Consider the following 15845-nt stretch of genomic DNA (forward strand, 5'->3'; position numbering starts at 1 on the left):
GGTCAAAGCCAGACAAAGAACAAGACAACCAGTTAGACGAAAAAACCAGACAAGAGGTGGCTTAGAGTGGAGCACGATATGGGTTATCAGTACGACACGCTTATTTACAATGTTCGCATTGCGTCTATGCAAGACAACAAGTTGCCCTATGGCGAATTACCGCCACACGCCATTGCCATAAAAGACGGCAAAATTGCTGCGTTACTTCCTTGCGATGACTCATTAGACAACGTGTTTGAGCAGGCCAAAAGCGTAATAGATGCCACTACCCTAATTCCCCAAAATGAAGGTTCAACGCCCAAACACCCGTGGCTATTGCCTGGCTTCATCGATTGTCATACGCATCTGGTGTATGGCGGCAATCGCGCCGAAGAATTCGAAATGCGATTGCAAGGCGCAAGTTATGTAGACATTGCGCAGCGCGGCGGTGGTATTAAAGGGACGGTTGAAAAAACTCGACGCTCTGACGAAAACACCCTGCTTCACACTGCGATAAAACGCGCAAAGCGACTGTGCGAAGAAGGTGTTACCACCATTGAAGTCAAATCAGGTTACGGGCTGGATTTAGACACTGAAGTGCGCATGTTACGCGTGGCTAAATCCCTTGAGCAGCATCTTCCTGTGAGTATTAAAACTACCTATTTAGGCGCTCACGCCCTGCCCAATGAATTTGCTGACGACTCAGAAGGATATATCGATTTCATTTGCAACAAGGCACTTCCTCATATTGCTTCGCAAAACTTGGCTGACGCCGTTGATGTATTTTGTGAAACTATCGGTTTTTCAACTTCTCAAACAGAACGTGTTTTTAGCTGCGCACAGCAGCACGATTTACCCATTAAAGCTCATGTAGAGCAGCTTAGCGACAGTAAAGGTGCTGTTTTAGCGGCTAAATACGGCGCACTTTCGGTAGACCACATCGAATATTTAGCTGACAGCGATATTCCCTTACTTGCCCAAAGTGGCACCGTTGCCGTACTTTTACCAGGCGCTTTTTATTACCTAAGTGAAGTTCAAAAGCCGCCGGTAGACGCTCTAAGGGCGCACAATGTGCCCATGGCCTTAGCCACTGACTTTAATCCAGGTAGTTCGCCGTTAGCCTCAATCCTTACCGCGATAAATATGGGGTGTGTGCTGTTTCAACTTACGCCAGAAGAAGCGCTACGCGGTGCTACTGCTCACGCGGCTAGCGCACTCGGGCTGCACGACCGAGGTGTTATTGAAGCAGGCAAGCTTGCTGACTTAACGCTGTGGGATATCGAAACGCCGGCAGAGCTCGCCTATTGTATTAATGGGCACCGCCCCGTTGCGGTGTTTAAGGAAGGTAAACATGTTTAAGTGGCAAGGCAGAATAGACAGTGAAGACGGCATTGAGGGCCTACGTTGGCATCAAAAAGTTAACGAACTTGAAGTGGGCGAAGATAATTCATTAGCCAACGCCGTTACCCTTGTTGGTTTTGAAAGTGATTTAGGTGTGGCATTTAACAAAGGCCGCGTAGGTGCAGCGGCTGGTCCAAACGCTATTCGCCAGGCACTGGCAAACTTACCCTGGCACTGGCCAAGCGCAGCATTGGCTGATTTAGGGAATGTTACCGCTAAAGAGAACTTAGCCCAGGCACAAACCCAATATGCCGACGCCATTTGTTATGCGCTCAAGCAAAATGATGGATTGGTCATTGGGCTGGGAGGGGGACATGAAATTGCATGGGGTAGCTATCAAGGGGTTTTCAATGCTAAGCCCGAAAGCGCCCGCATTGGAATTATTAATTTCGACGCCCATTTTGATTTAAGAAAGCCTTCACCAAACACCAGTTCAGGTACGCCGTTCAGGCAAGTGTATGATCACTGCCAGCTACACGACACACCGTTTCATTACGCTTGTTTGGGCGTATCGAAAGCAGCCAATACACCAGCGCTGTTTAACTTTGCCAATACGTCCAACACGCGCTATTTAACCGATGTGGCGTTAAATGATGAATCACTGTGTATGCAGCGAATAGATGAGCTACTATCTCCGATGCTAAAAGACATCGATGAGCTTTACGTCACTGTATGTTTAGATGCATTTCCAGCAGCACAAGCACCTGGCGTTAGCGCGCCCAGTGCATTGGGAATATCCCCCACACTTGTTATCAACACGCTACACTTTTTAGCACAGCACCAAAGTACTTATGGGTATCAATGGAGACTGTGTGACGTTGTGGAAATGAACCCCAATTATGATATTGATAGCCGCACAGCAAAGCTGGCTGCACGGCTAATTTTTGAAGCAGTAGATGCAATAAACTCGCACATTTAACGAGTTAACGCTTTAACGTTTGACGCTTTTATGTTTACTGGCCGCCTGCCCTTTCACATGCAGCGGCGGTAAACAAGACATCAGTGGAACTATTTAATGCTGTTTCAGCAGAGTCTTGCAGTACGCCAACAATAAAGCCCACCGCAACCACCTGCATAGCCACTTCATTGGGTATATTGAACAGGCTACAGGCAAGCGGAATAAGCAGTAGCGAACCACCTGCAACACCTGAACTTCCACATGCTGATACCGCAGCGATAACGCTTAACAATACAGCAGTAGGGAAATCTACAGAAATTCCCAAGGTATTAACCGCAGCTAGCGTCAACACGGTTATTGTGATTGCAGCCCCAGCCATATTAATCGTGGCGCCTAACGGAATAGATACCGAATAGGTGTCTTCATCAAGCTTTAAGCGTTTACACAGCGCCATGTTTACCGGAATATTCGCCGCCGAACTACGGGTGAAAAACGCCGTAATACCGCTTTCTTTCAGGCATTTGAACACCAAAGGATAGGGATTCTTTTTGGTTGCCAGAAATACTAACAAGGGGTTGGTCACAAGTGCGATAAATAGCATCGCGCCAATCAATACCGTTAGTAAATGAGAGTAGCCAAGCAATGCTTCAAAGCCCGTTGTAGCAATGGTATTAGCTACCAAGCCGAAAATACCGAAGGGCGCGAGTTTAATAACAAAACCCACCACAGTTGTTACGCTATCTGCCATATTTTGAAGTAGCGCTTTCGTTGCCTCGCTAGCATGACGAAGACCTAAACCTAGACCTACAGCCCACGTGAGAATACCAATGTAATTTCCATTTACTAATGCATTTACCGGATTATCTACCATGTTATAAAGCAAAGTAGTAAGGACTTCCGATACACCTTTCGGCGCAGCTTGGCTAACTTCTGAAGTCACTAAGCTTAAGCTTGTAGGAAAAGCAAAGCTTGCCAACACGGCGGTGAGCGCGGCCAGTAGTGTGCCCAACAAATAAAGCACAAGCACGGGTTTGATAAAGGTTTGCTCGTTTTGCTTATGGTTGGCAATGGATGCCATGACCAAAACAAAAACCAATAAAGGAGCTATTGCTTTTAAGGCTTTTACAAATAAGTTACCCAATAGCCCTGCTGATTGAGCAGCTGAAGGTGAAAAACTCGCTATCGCAATACCGCATACGATACCAATGATAATTTGCAGTACCAAACTGCCATTCATGTAGCGCTGAAACAAGCTGGGGCGTGCCGTTGAATCCATAAATGTTGGTCCATTATTATTTTGACGACGCACCATAAAGGATAACGTTACACAAATGAACCTGTTTGGTCTTAGTTACTCGCAAATAACCGTATGCTTGCCGTTTATAAGGGTTTACATGCCTTCAAGTATCTTTTGCGTATAAGACGTCCACTGGTAAAGAGGAAGTTCTCCATCAATATAATAGTCTGGCTGAATGCCTACCCCATCAATGGCCATATGCGGAATGCGTAAACTTTTAGTCAGGCTGTAATACAAAGTAAAAGTACCGCTCGGCGAATCAGTTTGATACATGTTAGAAATATCGAGTACACCTGCGGTAGTTTGCCCAAACAACTTTACTTTTTTGCTTTGTTTAGCCGCCAGTAAGAACTGCTCAGCGGTGCTGCCATTACTTGAATCAACAAGTACGCCAATACTCTTCGGCAAGGGTTCAATTTTATCGAATGTCTCTACCGTTACGTCTTCATCAATATTGATGTAGCTGCCGATGTGTTGATTAAGAATGTCGTACCCGTCTTTTGCCCATTGCTTTTCTTCTTCACTAAAATGAGGGTTTTGCAAAAAGCCAAGCATTCTAGAGTTGTTAAGCTCAGTAGATAAATATTCCATGCCTACAGTGCGAATAGGGTTGGTGTATAAAATAGGGAGTAAAGACGCATAGCTTACGTCACTACCACCACCGTTTCCTCGGATGTCGATAATGAGGTGTTCAGTTTTTAAAATTGTGTCTAGGTGCTCAGCGATAACCGCATCGATGTCTTTTTTGAAGGCGTGATCGAAAGCCGGTATGCGAACTAATACCGTGTTCTCTGAAATTTTTTCGAATAGCGGAGCTTTTGTACTAAGCAGGCGCACATAGCGTGTTATTTCAGGGGATGATTCTTGTCGCGGTTCCTCACGTGACATAACGATAAAGCTATTGCCCAACACCACTTCGTTGTTACCCAAGAGTGTAATGGTATCGATTTGTCGGGCGGAGTGATCGCCCATAAAAAACGTCACTTCTGCGGTATTGTTGTCAGCAGGGTCGTTAACGATGAACTTTACTTGTCCCGCCTTCCATGAAGGGTTGGTACTTTTAACGATATAAGCTTTATGGACATTGCCCTCTTTTTTTAAGGCAACCGTATAGCTTGAGAATTGCCAAATCCCCTCAAGAGTTTCGTCACGTTGGCTTTTCAAATGTTGTTTAAATGCCGATAAGTCGAAATCATGCACTACCGATTCGCGTACCGCTTTCTCTGAGCCATTCGTATTTAGCGCAAGACCAATGTGCCCCTTGCGAAAAAATGTAAGCCAGTCGCTAAGCACTGTGTGGCATTGCGCTTCGCTTTTGGCGCTTTGTACTCGCGCCAAAATCGCACTATTGTGGGCGGAATAAAGGTCCAGCCCTTTATTCTCTACGGTATATTGAAAACCGGCATCGTTGTTTTCAAACGTGCTTTTTAGCCATGCAAACTCACTTTCACACTGAAAGGTACTACCAAACGAACAGAAAGAGGCAAAAAGAGGGAATATCGCAAATCGTTTCACTAAATATGATGTCCATATCTACTTTTAATACCGATAAAGTATCATAAAACCATGATCTTGCGAGCATTTACCAAGCACATACTTGTAAGCAAACGTTTTAACTACTAATTCCTAAAGCGGTGAGTTCACCCCACCGCATAAGGTTTTTCTAGTGCGCTTAAGCCTACACCGTTGCGTTTAATCACTTTAAGCTGGGTAGGAATACGCTCTTTCATGGCTTCAATATGGCTTATCACACCAATCATTTTTCCGCTGGCATTTAGGTTGTCTAGTGCATCAAGGGCCACATCCAAAGTTTCAGCATCAAGGGTGCCAAAGCCTTCATCCAAAAACAGTGAATCGATACTGGTCTTGTGACTGACCAAGTCAGATAAAGCTAAAGCCAGCGCTAGGCTCACTAAGAAACTTTCTCCACCAGACAGGGTTTTGGTATCTCGCACTACGTCACCTTGCCAGGTGTCTAATACACTTAAACCCAACCCTTCGTTTTCTTTTCGAATTAACTGATAGCGACCGTGTAATTTATCAAGCTGCTGATTTGCAAGCTGCACTAAGTTGTCCAGAGTAAGCCCTTGTGCAAAACGTCTGAATTTGTCGCCGCTGGCCGAGCCAATTAACGAGTGTAGGTAAGTAATATCGTCGTAATAGGCCTCAAACGCAGCCATCTCATCCACAAGCTGTTGCTGCCTTTCGCGGGCTTGATTGTTAGCGCTTAGCTGCTGTTCAATTTGCCCTAAAGACGATAACAGGGTGTCACGCTGCTGAGCTTGCTGAGTAATTTTCGAATCGAGCCACTGTGCACCGTGCTCTTCTAACTCGCTCTGCCACTGTGCTGCGTTAGCATGGGCTTTTAGCGATTGTTCGGTAGCTATCGCGTTTTCTAGCTTTAAGTCCGCTTGTTGTTTTTGCTGAGTTAATCGCTTTTGCAGTTCAAGCAAGGTGTTGCGGGTATCTTCGTCTAAAAGGGCATTGCTAAACGCGTGCTCATCGGCAAATGGGCTGCTCGCCAACTGACGGCTAAAGTGCTCTGTTGCCTCTGAAAGTGCCTGCTCTTTTTCGCGCATTTGCTCATTAAGCTGGGCAATTTCTGCTTCTAAACGAGACAAAATAGTGTCCGTTTGTTGCAGGCGAGATTTGCATTCATTTACATTTCGCTCAGCGTGTTCTTGGGCAGCGCTTGCCTTATTTCTGGTTTCAGCAATATTGCCTTCAGGGAATACGGTTGAGCGCGAGTCTCGCAGCGCCTTTAGGCTATTATCTAGCTGCACAAGCTCTTCGCATACGCCCTTAAGCTGATTCTCGGCGCTCTCGATATCACGATTAACCACAAGCAAGGTGCTACTTACCCCTTGCAACTCATCTTTAAGTTTGGCGTGTAGCTGATGATTGTGTTTATAAGCTTTTAGCGCTTCGGCTTTTTCATTTAACCACGTGGCAATTCCATCAATAGCCAAGTTGTGAATATCAGCACCGTGCGCCGTCATAGTTTCGCTGAGCGCTAAAATACCATCGTTAACCCTTTTTGTTTTACTCTCTAACTCTGTATTACGTTCGTTAAATTGCTTTTCCAAGGTTTCGCGCTGCTGCAGAGAAACTGCAAGTTCTGACTGCTTGCCTTGTAATGCCTGTTGCGCTTCATTTTTAGCCTGCAGTGCAGCATTTAGAGCTTGCTCGCACTCTTCTAAACGGGTTAATTGAGCACTAATATCATCGAGACGAGTTTTAAACTGCTGGGTAAATTGAGAGACGCTTTGCGATGTATTAATGTCGACCTTTTCAAAGCTCGGTATATCAGCGCTAAGTACGCTTGAAATCTGCTGCCACTTTTCTAGCAGCGTATCTCGTTGCCCGCTTGCCTGTTCTAGCTGCTTATTAACCTGAGCAAGAGTGAATTCAGTTTGTGTAACACTTTCTTTTGCCCGCGCCCCTTGCTGCTCAATATCATCTAACTGCTGCTTTAAGCTATCTCGCTTTTGGATAGTTTCAGGTACATCAATAACCACGGTAGACGTGGTGTGCTCGTTTGCCCCACAGACAGGGCATGGCTCGCCACTTTTTAACTGTGCGCGAAGGTGCGCCACTTCAGCATCCAAGGCGATAAGCGCCTCTATGTCTTTTAAATTACTACGAGTTTGCTTGTAAGCATCAACCAAGGCTTGGCGGTCAGATTGCTGCTGAGCTAGTTTCTTCGCTAAGTCTTCCTTTTGCGCACCCAGCGATACTTTCTCTTGTTCTAGTGCCAAATATTGCTGTTGAATATGCCCTATCTGTAATACGTTATCCCAATGATGAAGCTTGGTATCACGCTCTTGCTGAAGACTTGCTTTACTGGTTGCATTAGCACTATTAGTATCACTTGGTTTGTCAGATAGCGCGGCCTGAAGTGCCTTTTCACACTTGGCTACTTGCGCGTTTTTGTCATCGAGGGTCTGCGTTAACGCGCTTAACGACTCATTTGTTTTTGCGATAGCGTCATCTAGGGATGAAAGCGCCTGACGATGATTATTTACGCTTTGTGTCAGTGTTTCTAACTGCTTTTTATCATGTTCAATATGGCGCGCCGTTTCACTCCAACCACTTATAAATTCCGCTATGCCGCTAAGTGAGTGATGTTCACGTAAGTAGGTTTCCAGTTCACCAAGCTTGGTCTTGTTATCTGCCGAAGCGTTTTCGATTTCTGTGCGCTTTAGCGTTAACGCGTTTATTGACTGCCTTAAACGTGCTGCGTTTTCGTTAGCTTTTTGCTGTTCAGTAGTGAGCTGCGCTATTTGGTTATCTAGCGGAACTACCTGCTCATTTATGCGCTTTTCAAGCTCACGGCTTTGTTGCTTTGTAAGAACTAACGCTTGTTCGGCATGGGTGACTTCTGAACTACGTTGTGCCTTTTGCGTCTTTAAATCGGGAAGCTGAGCCGCCTTCTCATCGAGCCTTTCTTTATAACGGGTTACGTCTTGCTGAAGCCCATTTCTTTGCAAGAATGGCAGGCGAAGCTTTTCAGCTGGCTCACTTTGGGTTAGAAGGTCAAGCTCTTGTTTTGCCTCATCAATGGCGTTATCCGCGGTCTGCTGCGCTGCGCTGGCTTCTTTAATGGAGAGCTCATTGGCGTTAAACGCTTGTTGCCACTGCTGTTGCTTTTGCAGTTCAGCAAGTGTTTGGTTAAACGCTGAAACTTGGCTCTTGGTTTGTGCTTGCTCTTCTTCAAGCTGGGTGATTTGTTCGTCGCTAAGTAAGGTTACGCCTTCTAGCTTTATCGCAAACTCTTTTTTCTTTTGTTTAGCGTCACTAAATTGCTGATGTACTGCCTGTGATATCTGTCCGTAAATTTCGGTGCCAGTTAACTCTTCAAGCAGTTCGGCTCGGTCGGCCTCGTTAGCATTTAAAAACGCAGCAAAATCCCCTTGCGACAACATCATAGACTTGGTGAAACGGGCAAAATTAAGGCCAGCCAGCTTTTCAATCTCTTCGCTTTTCGGCCTAACTTGGGTAGCCAGTACCTTGCCGCTTTCAACTTCGGCCAGCTCAACATCAGCACTTTGCAGGTTACCGTCAACTTTCCCTCTGGCCCGACGCATACTCCAAAACGCACGATATGCTTTCCCCTTAATATCAAACTCAACCTCCGCCAAACACTCCGCCGTGCCGCGGGTCATGATGTCATTGTTAGACGTTGAAATTGGCCCCAAGCGAGGGGTTTGGTGATAAAGCGCTAAACAAATGGCATCAAGTAGCGTGGTTTTACCTGCCCCTGTTGGGCCAGTTATGGCAAATAGGCCATTGTCGATAAACGGCGATTGGGTGAAATCTATCTTCCACTCCCCTTTTAAGGCGTTTAGATTTTTAAGGCGTAAGGTCAGTATTCTCATTGTATTACTCGCCTTTATTTTCTGTTGTGTTTGCCAATGGTGCCTTTACTGATACTTCAGCATCTTCATCATTGGTATGCACCCGCTCTAGCGCTTCATTAAACAGCTGCCTTATCCGGTTTATGCGTGAAGCGCTTTTTTCTGAACCGGCTTGTTTCATTGCTCGAGGGCTTTGGTCGTCATCTAGCAGGGGTCCTTGTGCCGACTCAGTTGGTGCCGACTCACTTGTTGGATTATCTTTTATGCTCTCCAATGCCAAACGCGCTTCAAATACATCGTTTACCGATAGTTCACTAAGCTGAACGTTTTGCTTTTCCGTTAAGCTATTTACTGTGCGCTTACGCTTGCGTTTCAACTGTAAAATCTCAGCGTTTTTCCCTTCTAACAAGCCCTGAATACGCTGCTGTAGATCAGTCAGATAGTCTTCTGTTTCAACTTCAATGCATAACCACACAGGGTCTTTAGAGCTAATGGCGTTATCCGTTGCGCTAATGGCTTTATTAAACTCGCTAAGGGGTTTATTAACCTCGCTAAGGGGGTTATTAACCTCGCTAAGGGGGTTATTAACCTCGCTAAGGGCTTTATCCACTTCGCTAACGGCATCATCTGTTTGAGAAGCTAACGTGATGGCATCGCTCTTATTAATGGCCGCCTCAATCGCTTTTAAGTCGCCTTTTATTACTTCCATGGCCTGAAAGCGCGGTACCGGAAGCGTTGAGATAGTAGGCGTTGTGCTTTCAGATTCAAACGTTATCAACACTACTTGCTTTTGTGTGTTTAGTTCATCAAAACTTAGCGGTATGGGTGAGCCTGAATAGCGAATGTGTTCTGTCTTAGCGACTTTCTGTGGCCTGTGAATATGCCCAAGTGCAATGTAATCGGCAGGCGGAAACCCTTTGGCGTCAAAGCCTTCAAGGGTACCAATGTAAATATCACGTACACTTTCTGACTGACTCACGCCTAAAGCGGTTAAGTGCCCTGTAGCAATAATAGGAATGGCAGCGCTGTTTTCACTGCCGTCTTTTATTCGCTTTTCTTCCATTGAAGCGCGCAGTGACAAGGCTTCATTATAAAGCGTCCCATAATGCTGCTTTATCGCATCGCCAAGCGCTTGACGCTTGTCAGTGCCGCTTTGCCCTGCCTCACTAACAAGCACATCGCGTGGGCGAATAAAGGGTACGGCACACAGTACGGCACTGGGCTGCCCCTTGCGATCGTTAAGCGTAATGACTTGTTCACTCAATTCGCCGTATGTACTGGCAATTACGTGGCTATTTAAGTATTTAAGTAGCGCCTTACTTTCGTTCAATACCGATACTGAATCGTGATTTCCCCCCAGCACCACCAATGTACACTGCATCCCCTGAAGTTCACCGATAAACGCATGGTAGAGCTCTCTGGCGTAGCTAGGCGGCGTGCCCGTGTCAAACACATCACCCGCGACAATAATCGCATCTATTTGATGCACTTCTACTTGTTGAAGAAGCCATTTAAGGAAAGCGGCGTGTTCGTTTTTGCGACTTTTCGTAAAAAAACTCTGACCTAGGTGCCAGTCAGATGTATGCAATATTTTCATGTAGAAGTGAACCAGGCTTGTTGCATTGGAGATAGAGAAACGCATTCGGCGCAATGGCGCTGCTGCTATGGAGTGTCGAGGTTGGTCAACGCACCGTACAGCAACTATAGAGATTTTGTGGTTTTATGACAATGGATTGATAGCGTAATTGTTCGTTTGAAATAGTTATTTCTGCGTACTGCTCATCGAGAAAACTGATGTCATAAAGCGCGCATTGTGGAATATGCTAACTTGCTCTAAATAAGGGCGACGTAAGCGCACATTAAACAGGCTGATAAATATTATCCCAGTAGTCATCAAGTATCTTCACAGCATCGTTAAGCGGCCGCGCTACAAAAACATCGCCGTCTTGTTCGACTAGTTCCATGTCCACCAGCTTATTAATAGCGTCAGTAACGTCGAAATCGAGCGCACAATCAAGCTCTTCTGAAAAGTAACTTTCTATCACACTATCAAGAGATGCTAATGTCATGCCGCCCGCGGCAATCTCTTTTTCTGAACGTGATGCGCTAAATGCGGCGGAGTTTTCAGAAAAGGCTTCACTACACTTCAGCAAAAATGTGTAGGCCAACAATGCTTCCTTGCAGTCTTCTTCCTCTGCAGCATCAATTAATGTATGAAACACGCCTGCGTTATTGTCTAAATTTTTAAAATAGAGATTGTCAGACAAGGCTTTCATAAACCTGATTTTTCTGTTTTTAAACTTTGTCCATTCCTTAAAGATAAAGCTGCCGAATACACCCATGCCAATACCAAAAGTGATTAGGCTTTGCTTAGTCAATTCCACTTCATCGTCTTTAAAGCCAAGCCAAAAGGCCAGAAAAGATGCCATGAGAAGTAACGACGCGCCTAACTTAGTCACTAGCACCACGGTGCCACCTATTGCCGCCGATGCACTAATGATCAACTTATCTAGGGGACGCATTTTGACTTCGCTATTGGGAAACAGCATCTCCAAGTCTGCTTTAGGTACGTTTTGGAAAAGCTTTACTATGGTGGAGCCAGGTTTAAAGGTGACTGGCGTTTGCCCTTTCTCTTTGAAGTAGGCTTCATCTTTAAATGTGATATAAACAGCCACTTTGTCGTAGTTGGTAAATGACACCTGCTTTTTTCGCAACCCGAAAAAAGTACGCAGCGTTTCAGTTTTTACCGACTCACCCCGTCGATAAAACACCACATCTTCAAAGTCTTCGAAGCTAACCGCAAGGCGCACTTTAAACAGCGACTCTTCGTTTAATGCTGCTTCTAAATCTTCGTTTGTGACTTTTTCAAAATTGGCTGCGTTTAATAGATTGGCAAACGCACTCGAAAACGCCTTTTGGCTTTGCTTTCTCGTAGCTTCACTTGAAGGTGTAAGATCGCGGGTGTCTTTGTTTGGATCAAAGTCGTTATAGCTATCTTTCAGATCCTCAAGTTGCTCATGATATTGATAGTGTATGCGATTAACGAGCAATGTTGAGAGCGTACGAAAAAGAGTCCTCTCTTGCACAATTACGTTTTCACACAATCTACTAACATCATGTTTGCGAAATGGGATAAAGCGTTCTAATGGCATCGAGTGGTCTTATTAGTTCGTATGTTTCTTGTTAGATGGAAATAGTTACCGTACTGTAACAATGAAAACAACCACTTATAGATAAATTAAGTCTAATTGATAATGCCTTAGACATAGGCTTCGCCTAATGTCTAAACGACATAAATGTTAAATATAGTTAACATAGACTACACTAATTCTTAATTATACTTGTAAGTTTCGGAGACGTTATGTTCGTATCAAGTTCTCGATACAATAATGACATTTCGGCTCTTAGGGACGAGAGCCAAGGCTTGCTTGGTACGCTGGATGCGTTCAAAAACACAATGGCCTATGCCATTTATAGTACCGGTGGACAGTGCACATTTGCCTCTCCCGTATTACTTTCCATTTTGGATTACCCAAATTCAACCGCAACGTCGTTTTCCCATGCGGCAATGCGCGTTGAAGGTGTTGAACCTGAGTCACAGTACAAATCGTTTTGGCAACACTTGGTCAATGGCGGCAGCTTTAGCGACACGGTTGCAAGAAAATCGGCGTTAGGTGAAACGAAGTGGCTTAAGGCAAGCTACGTAGCGGTGAATAAGCATGGCGTTACAGAAATTCATGCCATTTACCACGATATCACTGAACATGAAAACGCCTATTTTGCCGGTAAAGCAGTGACTGACGCACTAAACAAGTCGATGGCGGTGATTGAGTTTCATCCTGATGGAACAATTATCACGGCAAATGAGAATTTTACTGCAACAGTGAAATACAGTTTGGCCGACATTCAAGGTAAACACCATCGCATGTTCTGTCGCGATAAGTTTTATCAAGAAAATCCTAATTTTTGGGATAACCTTGCCCGCGGTAATTTCTCTTCAGGCCAGTTTGAGCGTGTAGATGCGCACGGTAACGCATTGTGGTTGGAAGCAACGTACAACCCCGTGTTTGACGCTTCGGGCCGAGTAGTAAAAGTTATTAAATTTGCATCTAACATTACCGATGCAATTAACGAAAAGAATGCAATCGCACAGGCGGCGGAACTCGCAGTATCAACGGCAGAAGAGACGTCTCAAATTGCCCATGAAGGTGCCTCGTCACTTCAACGAAGCGTTGAGATTTTCAATACAGCCATGTTAGAAGTTGAGCAAACCAATCAACTTATGCACGAACTGAGTGAGCAATCGCTAAAAATTGAAACCATTGTGACAACGATTAGTGGCATTGCTGAGCAAACCAACCTTTTAGCACTAAATGCCGCTATTGAAGCTGCACGTGCAGGCGATCAAGGTAGAGGATTTGCTGTAGTAGCAGATGAAGTGAGGCAGCTAGCGCAACGTACCAGCGATTCGACTGTGGAGATTGAAAGTGTAGTGGCAGAGAACAGAAAGCTTGCTGACAAATCCACGAAGAAAATGGCAGGCGTTAAAGACAGTGTTGACCAAAATAGTCAACAGATTGCGCAAGTGCAAAGCATTATTGATGAAATTCAAAAAGGCGCATTGAATGTATCTGAAACTGTATCAGGTATTCTACGCTAGCAGTCATGTTAAATTAGTAAAAAGGGCTGTTGTATCATCAACAGCCCTTTTTTAATCCGCTTTTTCACACAAACGATTTTTCGCGTACGCATACGTACAAGCCTAGCACCGTTTAATTGTAGGGGTTATTTTGCGTGCACCACGCTAGCAATCTGCTTCTGTTGAATATTGAGGTACTTCTTGATGCTGTCCCCGTTCTTGCCATATTGATCAACAAACGCAGCGACAGATAGTCCGTTACACGTCATGTCCTGTGCTACGTACTTTTTATCTAGTGCAGATTCTTTAATTTGTTCATGAAGCTTCCACCTGTTCCCGGTAGCGGCAGCAACGCAAAGGTTAGAGGTGACCGAATCGTCGGTAGGCTTAAATTCTACAGAAGCTAAAGCACTTCCGGTGAACACAGAGGTAAGAGCAACAATAGCGATAGCAGTAATACGTGATTTCATAGCATGATTTCCTTATTGGGACGAAGTTACGTTGTTGTGGCGTTACGCCTTGGCCACACTCATATTCACTATTACAATCACTGCGCCAACTTTATAAAAACATTTAAATTCAGATGCTTAACTTTAAATACAGAAATAAGGACTCGCTAGAACGGTAAACGAAATACGACCTTTCAAGATAATTCGCCAAATAGTAGTATTTTTGACCACTGCGTTCTATCTGAGCCTATCGTCGTCTAAAATTTCGTTTTATTAAGTGATAAAACACACTGCTTACCTTATTTGGCTTAAATAAAAAATTGTCTTAGCTTACAATGCGCTGATGACTTATCCCGTTCCAGCTAAACAGGTTGAAACCCTGTACGAAATTAAGAAAAGCAAATTCATTGCTTGTGCCGGCTTTGCAAATTCTCGTGAAAGTGCAATGGCGCTTTTAGATAGTGTGAAACAACGGTATCCCGACGCCAGACACCATTGCTGGGCTTATGTTTTTGGCAACCCTAACTCGCCAAGTAGCGCGGCGATGGCTGATGACGGCGAGCCTAGCGGCACTGCCGGTAAACCCATATTAAATGTACTCCAGCACAAAGATATCGGCGACATCATGATTATTGTCACGCGTTATTTTGGCGGAATTAAATTGGGTGCGGGGGGATTGGTAAGGGCTTACTCGGCTGCAGCACAGCAAGCCGTAGATGCTCTTGAGGTAAGACAAGAGATAAAGCTGGAAGCGCTTAGCGTAGACATCGATTTCAAACACGAGCAGTTTGTACGTCACTTGGTAGAGCAAGCTCAAGGTAAAATTGCGAACTGTAACTATGGAAGCAGTGTGGTAATAAATGTTGAGCTACCTTTAGATGCACTGGAAGACTTTAAAAAGCAGATGGCCCCCATTGCTTTTTCAGTGTCAGTTGAAAACGAGTAAGCCCTAGAAAACAATAAGCAAGCGATAAAATTAGGGCTAGCTTTTGATGGTTTCTATATGTAAATAAAAAAGGCTCTGAAAACCACCAGAGCCTTACCTTTTAATCACACATAACTAGGGCCTGTTAACCTTATCCTTTAAAGGTGCCTCGAATGGGGTAGTTGTTATCTGGGTTACGTATAAACTCCAAGCCTGATACAAGTTGCTCTAAGTCAGGGCGCACAAACGGCGCGTTTGCTATTTCAGCAATATGAATGTCGTTTTTTTCATTCACTACAAATAGCGCAGGTTCAGCAAAATTGTGGTCGGTTTCTTTATCTGAACGCGGCTTGGAGATGTATAGCCCAAGTTTTTCCATATCTTCTTGCGAGAGACCGTAAGCAATAGGGAACGTAATCGACAGGTCGTCTAGATGCTCATCGAGCTGTGCTTTGCTGTCACCACTTACAGCCACCAAATCAATATTGAGCTCACGTAGACGACCTTTATAATCTTCTAATTTGTTCAGGAATTTAGTACATATTGGGCAGTGTTTACCGCGATAAACGACCACCATTTTCCAATCACATCCCTCTTCTTTATTGGTAAGCGACACCGTTTCCCCTGTGGATAGGGTTGCTGAGACATCGGGAAATGTCGTTGCTGGATGCATTTTTTGCGTATACATAAAAACTCCTTAAAGTCGGTTTAATCCTTCAAAGTACAAGCGAGATCGCGATAAACTGCTTTGTACAGATACACATCAAAGTAAAATTCTATACGTTGTACCCAACTTTCAGATCGTTTATTTGAACAATTGTTCAAATTTTTATTATCTTTCCTCTCGCGTTTTCTATACCAGCGACAGACACAAAAAAAGCAGCTCAATTGAGCTGCTTT

11 protein-coding genes and 1 pseudogene are annotated in these 15845 nt (G+C 44.6%); 5 read left to right on the forward strand and 7 right to left on the reverse strand.

Translation table 11 applies throughout. From position 1 onward, the window contains the following. Nucleotides 1-78 precede the first annotated feature (78 nt). Both hutI and hutG read left to right on the forward strand, forming a co-directional pair. Complete coding sequence (gene hutI / locus BIZ39_RS12575; RefSeq protein WP_187447136.1) at nt 79-1338, forward strand: imidazolonepropionase; 1260 nt, start codon at nt 79-81, stop codon at nt 1336-1338. After that, a complete protein-coding gene (gene hutG / locus BIZ39_RS12580; protein ID WP_187447127.1) occupies nt 1331-2299 on the forward strand; it encodes a formimidoylglutamase in 969 nt (322 codons plus the stop codon). The genes hutI and hutG overlap by 8 nt, the downstream gene beginning before the upstream one ends. Nucleotides 2300-2333: 34 nt before the next feature. On the opposite strand, the gene sstT is transcribed toward hutG, so the two are convergent. The 5 genes from sstT to BIZ39_RS12605 form a co-directional block, all read right to left on the reverse strand. Beyond that, complete coding sequence (sstT, locus tag BIZ39_RS12585; RefSeq protein ID WP_187447128.1) at nt 2334-3554, reverse strand: serine/threonine transporter SstT; 1221 nt, start codon at nt 3552-3554, stop codon at nt 2334-2336. A 114-nt stretch (nt 3555-3668) separates the two neighbouring features. After that, nucleotides 3669-5090, reverse strand: coding sequence for a S41 family peptidase (locus BIZ39_RS22530; RefSeq protein WP_187447129.1), 1422 nt, complete (start codon nt 5088-5090; stop codon nt 3669-3671). 125 nt (nt 5091-5215) lie between these two features. Then, nucleotides 5216-8953 (reverse strand): AAA family ATPase, encoded by a 3738-nt coding sequence (locus BIZ39_RS12595; RefSeq protein WP_187447130.1) that lies wholly within the window; start codon nt 8951-8953, stop codon nt 5216-5218. 4 nt (nt 8954-8957) lie between these two features. Continuing rightward, complete coding sequence (gene sbcD, locus BIZ39_RS12600) at nt 8958-10529, reverse strand: exonuclease subunit SbcD (RefSeq protein ID WP_187447131.1); 1572 nt, start codon at nt 10527-10529, stop codon at nt 8958-8960. 262 nt (nt 10530-10791) lie between these two features. Next, nucleotides 10792-12084 (reverse strand): TMEM143 family protein, encoded by a 1293-nt coding sequence (locus BIZ39_RS12605; protein WP_187447132.1) that lies wholly within the window; start codon nt 12082-12084, stop codon nt 10792-10794. A gap of 665 nt (nt 12085-12749) precedes the next feature. On the opposite strand from BIZ39_RS12605, the pseudogene BIZ39_RS22620 reads away from it, so the two are divergent. Both BIZ39_RS22620 and BIZ39_RS22625 read left to right on the forward strand, forming a co-directional pair. After that, nucleotides 12750-13061 (forward strand): annotated as a pseudogene (locus BIZ39_RS22620) (PAS domain-containing protein); the annotation flags it as partial. Nucleotides 13062-13184: 123 nt separating this feature from the next. Beyond that, a complete protein-coding gene (locus BIZ39_RS22625) occupies nt 13185-13592 on the forward strand; it encodes a methyl-accepting chemotaxis protein (RefSeq protein ID WP_321825600.1) in 408 nt (135 codons plus the stop codon). Between the two features lie 125 nt (nt 13593-13717). On the opposite strand, the gene BIZ39_RS12615 is transcribed toward BIZ39_RS22625, so the two are convergent. Beyond that, nucleotides 13718-14041 carry a DUF3718 domain-containing protein gene (locus BIZ39_RS12615; RefSeq protein WP_187447134.1) on the reverse strand — a complete coding sequence of 108 codons (324 nt, stop codon included), beginning with the start codon at nt 14039-14041 and terminating at the stop codon, nt 13718-13720. A 322-nt stretch (nt 14042-14363) separates the two neighbouring features. On the opposite strand from BIZ39_RS12615, the gene BIZ39_RS12620 reads away from it, so the two are divergent. Further along, nucleotides 14364-14966 carry a YigZ family protein gene (locus BIZ39_RS12620; protein WP_187447135.1) on the forward strand — a complete coding sequence of 201 codons (603 nt, stop codon included), beginning with the start codon at nt 14364-14366 and terminating at the stop codon, nt 14964-14966. A gap of 130 nt (nt 14967-15096) precedes the next feature. Here the strand turns inward: BIZ39_RS12620 and BIZ39_RS12625 are convergent, their stop codons facing one another. Then, nucleotides 15097-15633, reverse strand: coding sequence for a redoxin domain-containing protein (locus BIZ39_RS12625; protein WP_014975770.1), 537 nt, complete (start codon nt 15631-15633; stop codon nt 15097-15099). Nucleotides 15634-15845 lie beyond the last annotated feature (212 nt).

The organism is Alteromonas sp. BZK5 (assembly GCF_014349115.1).
Classification (GTDB): Bacteria; Pseudomonadota; Gammaproteobacteria; order Enterobacterales; family Alteromonadaceae; genus Alteromonas; species Alteromonas macleodii.

Bases quoted from the DNA above. Each gene is read 5' to 3' on its own strand.
- hutI (WP_187447136.1), top strand. From the start codon at position 79: ATGGGTTATCAGTACGACACGCTTATTTACAATGTTCGCATTGCGTCT.
- hutG (WP_187447127.1), top strand. From the start codon at position 1,331: ATGTTTAAGTGGCAAGGCAGAATAGACAGTGAAGACGGCATTGAGGGC.
- sstT (WP_187447128.1), bottom strand. From the start codon at position 3,554: ATGGATTCAACGGCACGCCCCAGCTTGTTTCAGCGCTACATGAATGGC.
- BIZ39_RS12595 (WP_187447130.1), bottom strand. From the start codon at position 8,953: ATGAGAATACTGACCTTACGCCTTAAAAATCTAAACGCCTTAAAAGGG.
- sbcD (WP_187447131.1), bottom strand. From the start codon at position 10,529: ATGAAAATATTGCATACATCTGACTGGCACCTAGGTCAGAGTTTTTTT.
- BIZ39_RS12605 (WP_187447132.1), bottom strand. From the start codon at position 12,084: ATGCCATTAGAACGCTTTATCCCATTTCGCAAACATGATGTTAGTAGA.
- BIZ39_RS22625 (WP_321825600.1), top strand. From the start codon at position 13,185: ATGTTAGAAGTTGAGCAAACCAATCAACTTATGCACGAACTGAGTGAG.
- BIZ39_RS12615 (WP_187447134.1), bottom strand. From the start codon at position 14,041: ATGAAATCACGTATTACTGCTATCGCTATTGTTGCTCTTACCTCTGTG.
- BIZ39_RS12620 (WP_187447135.1), top strand. From the start codon at position 14,364: ATGACTTATCCCGTTCCAGCTAAACAGGTTGAAACCCTGTACGAAATT.
- BIZ39_RS12625 (WP_014975770.1), bottom strand. From the start codon at position 15,633: ATGTATACGCAAAAAATGCATCCAGCAACGACATTTCCCGATGTCTCA.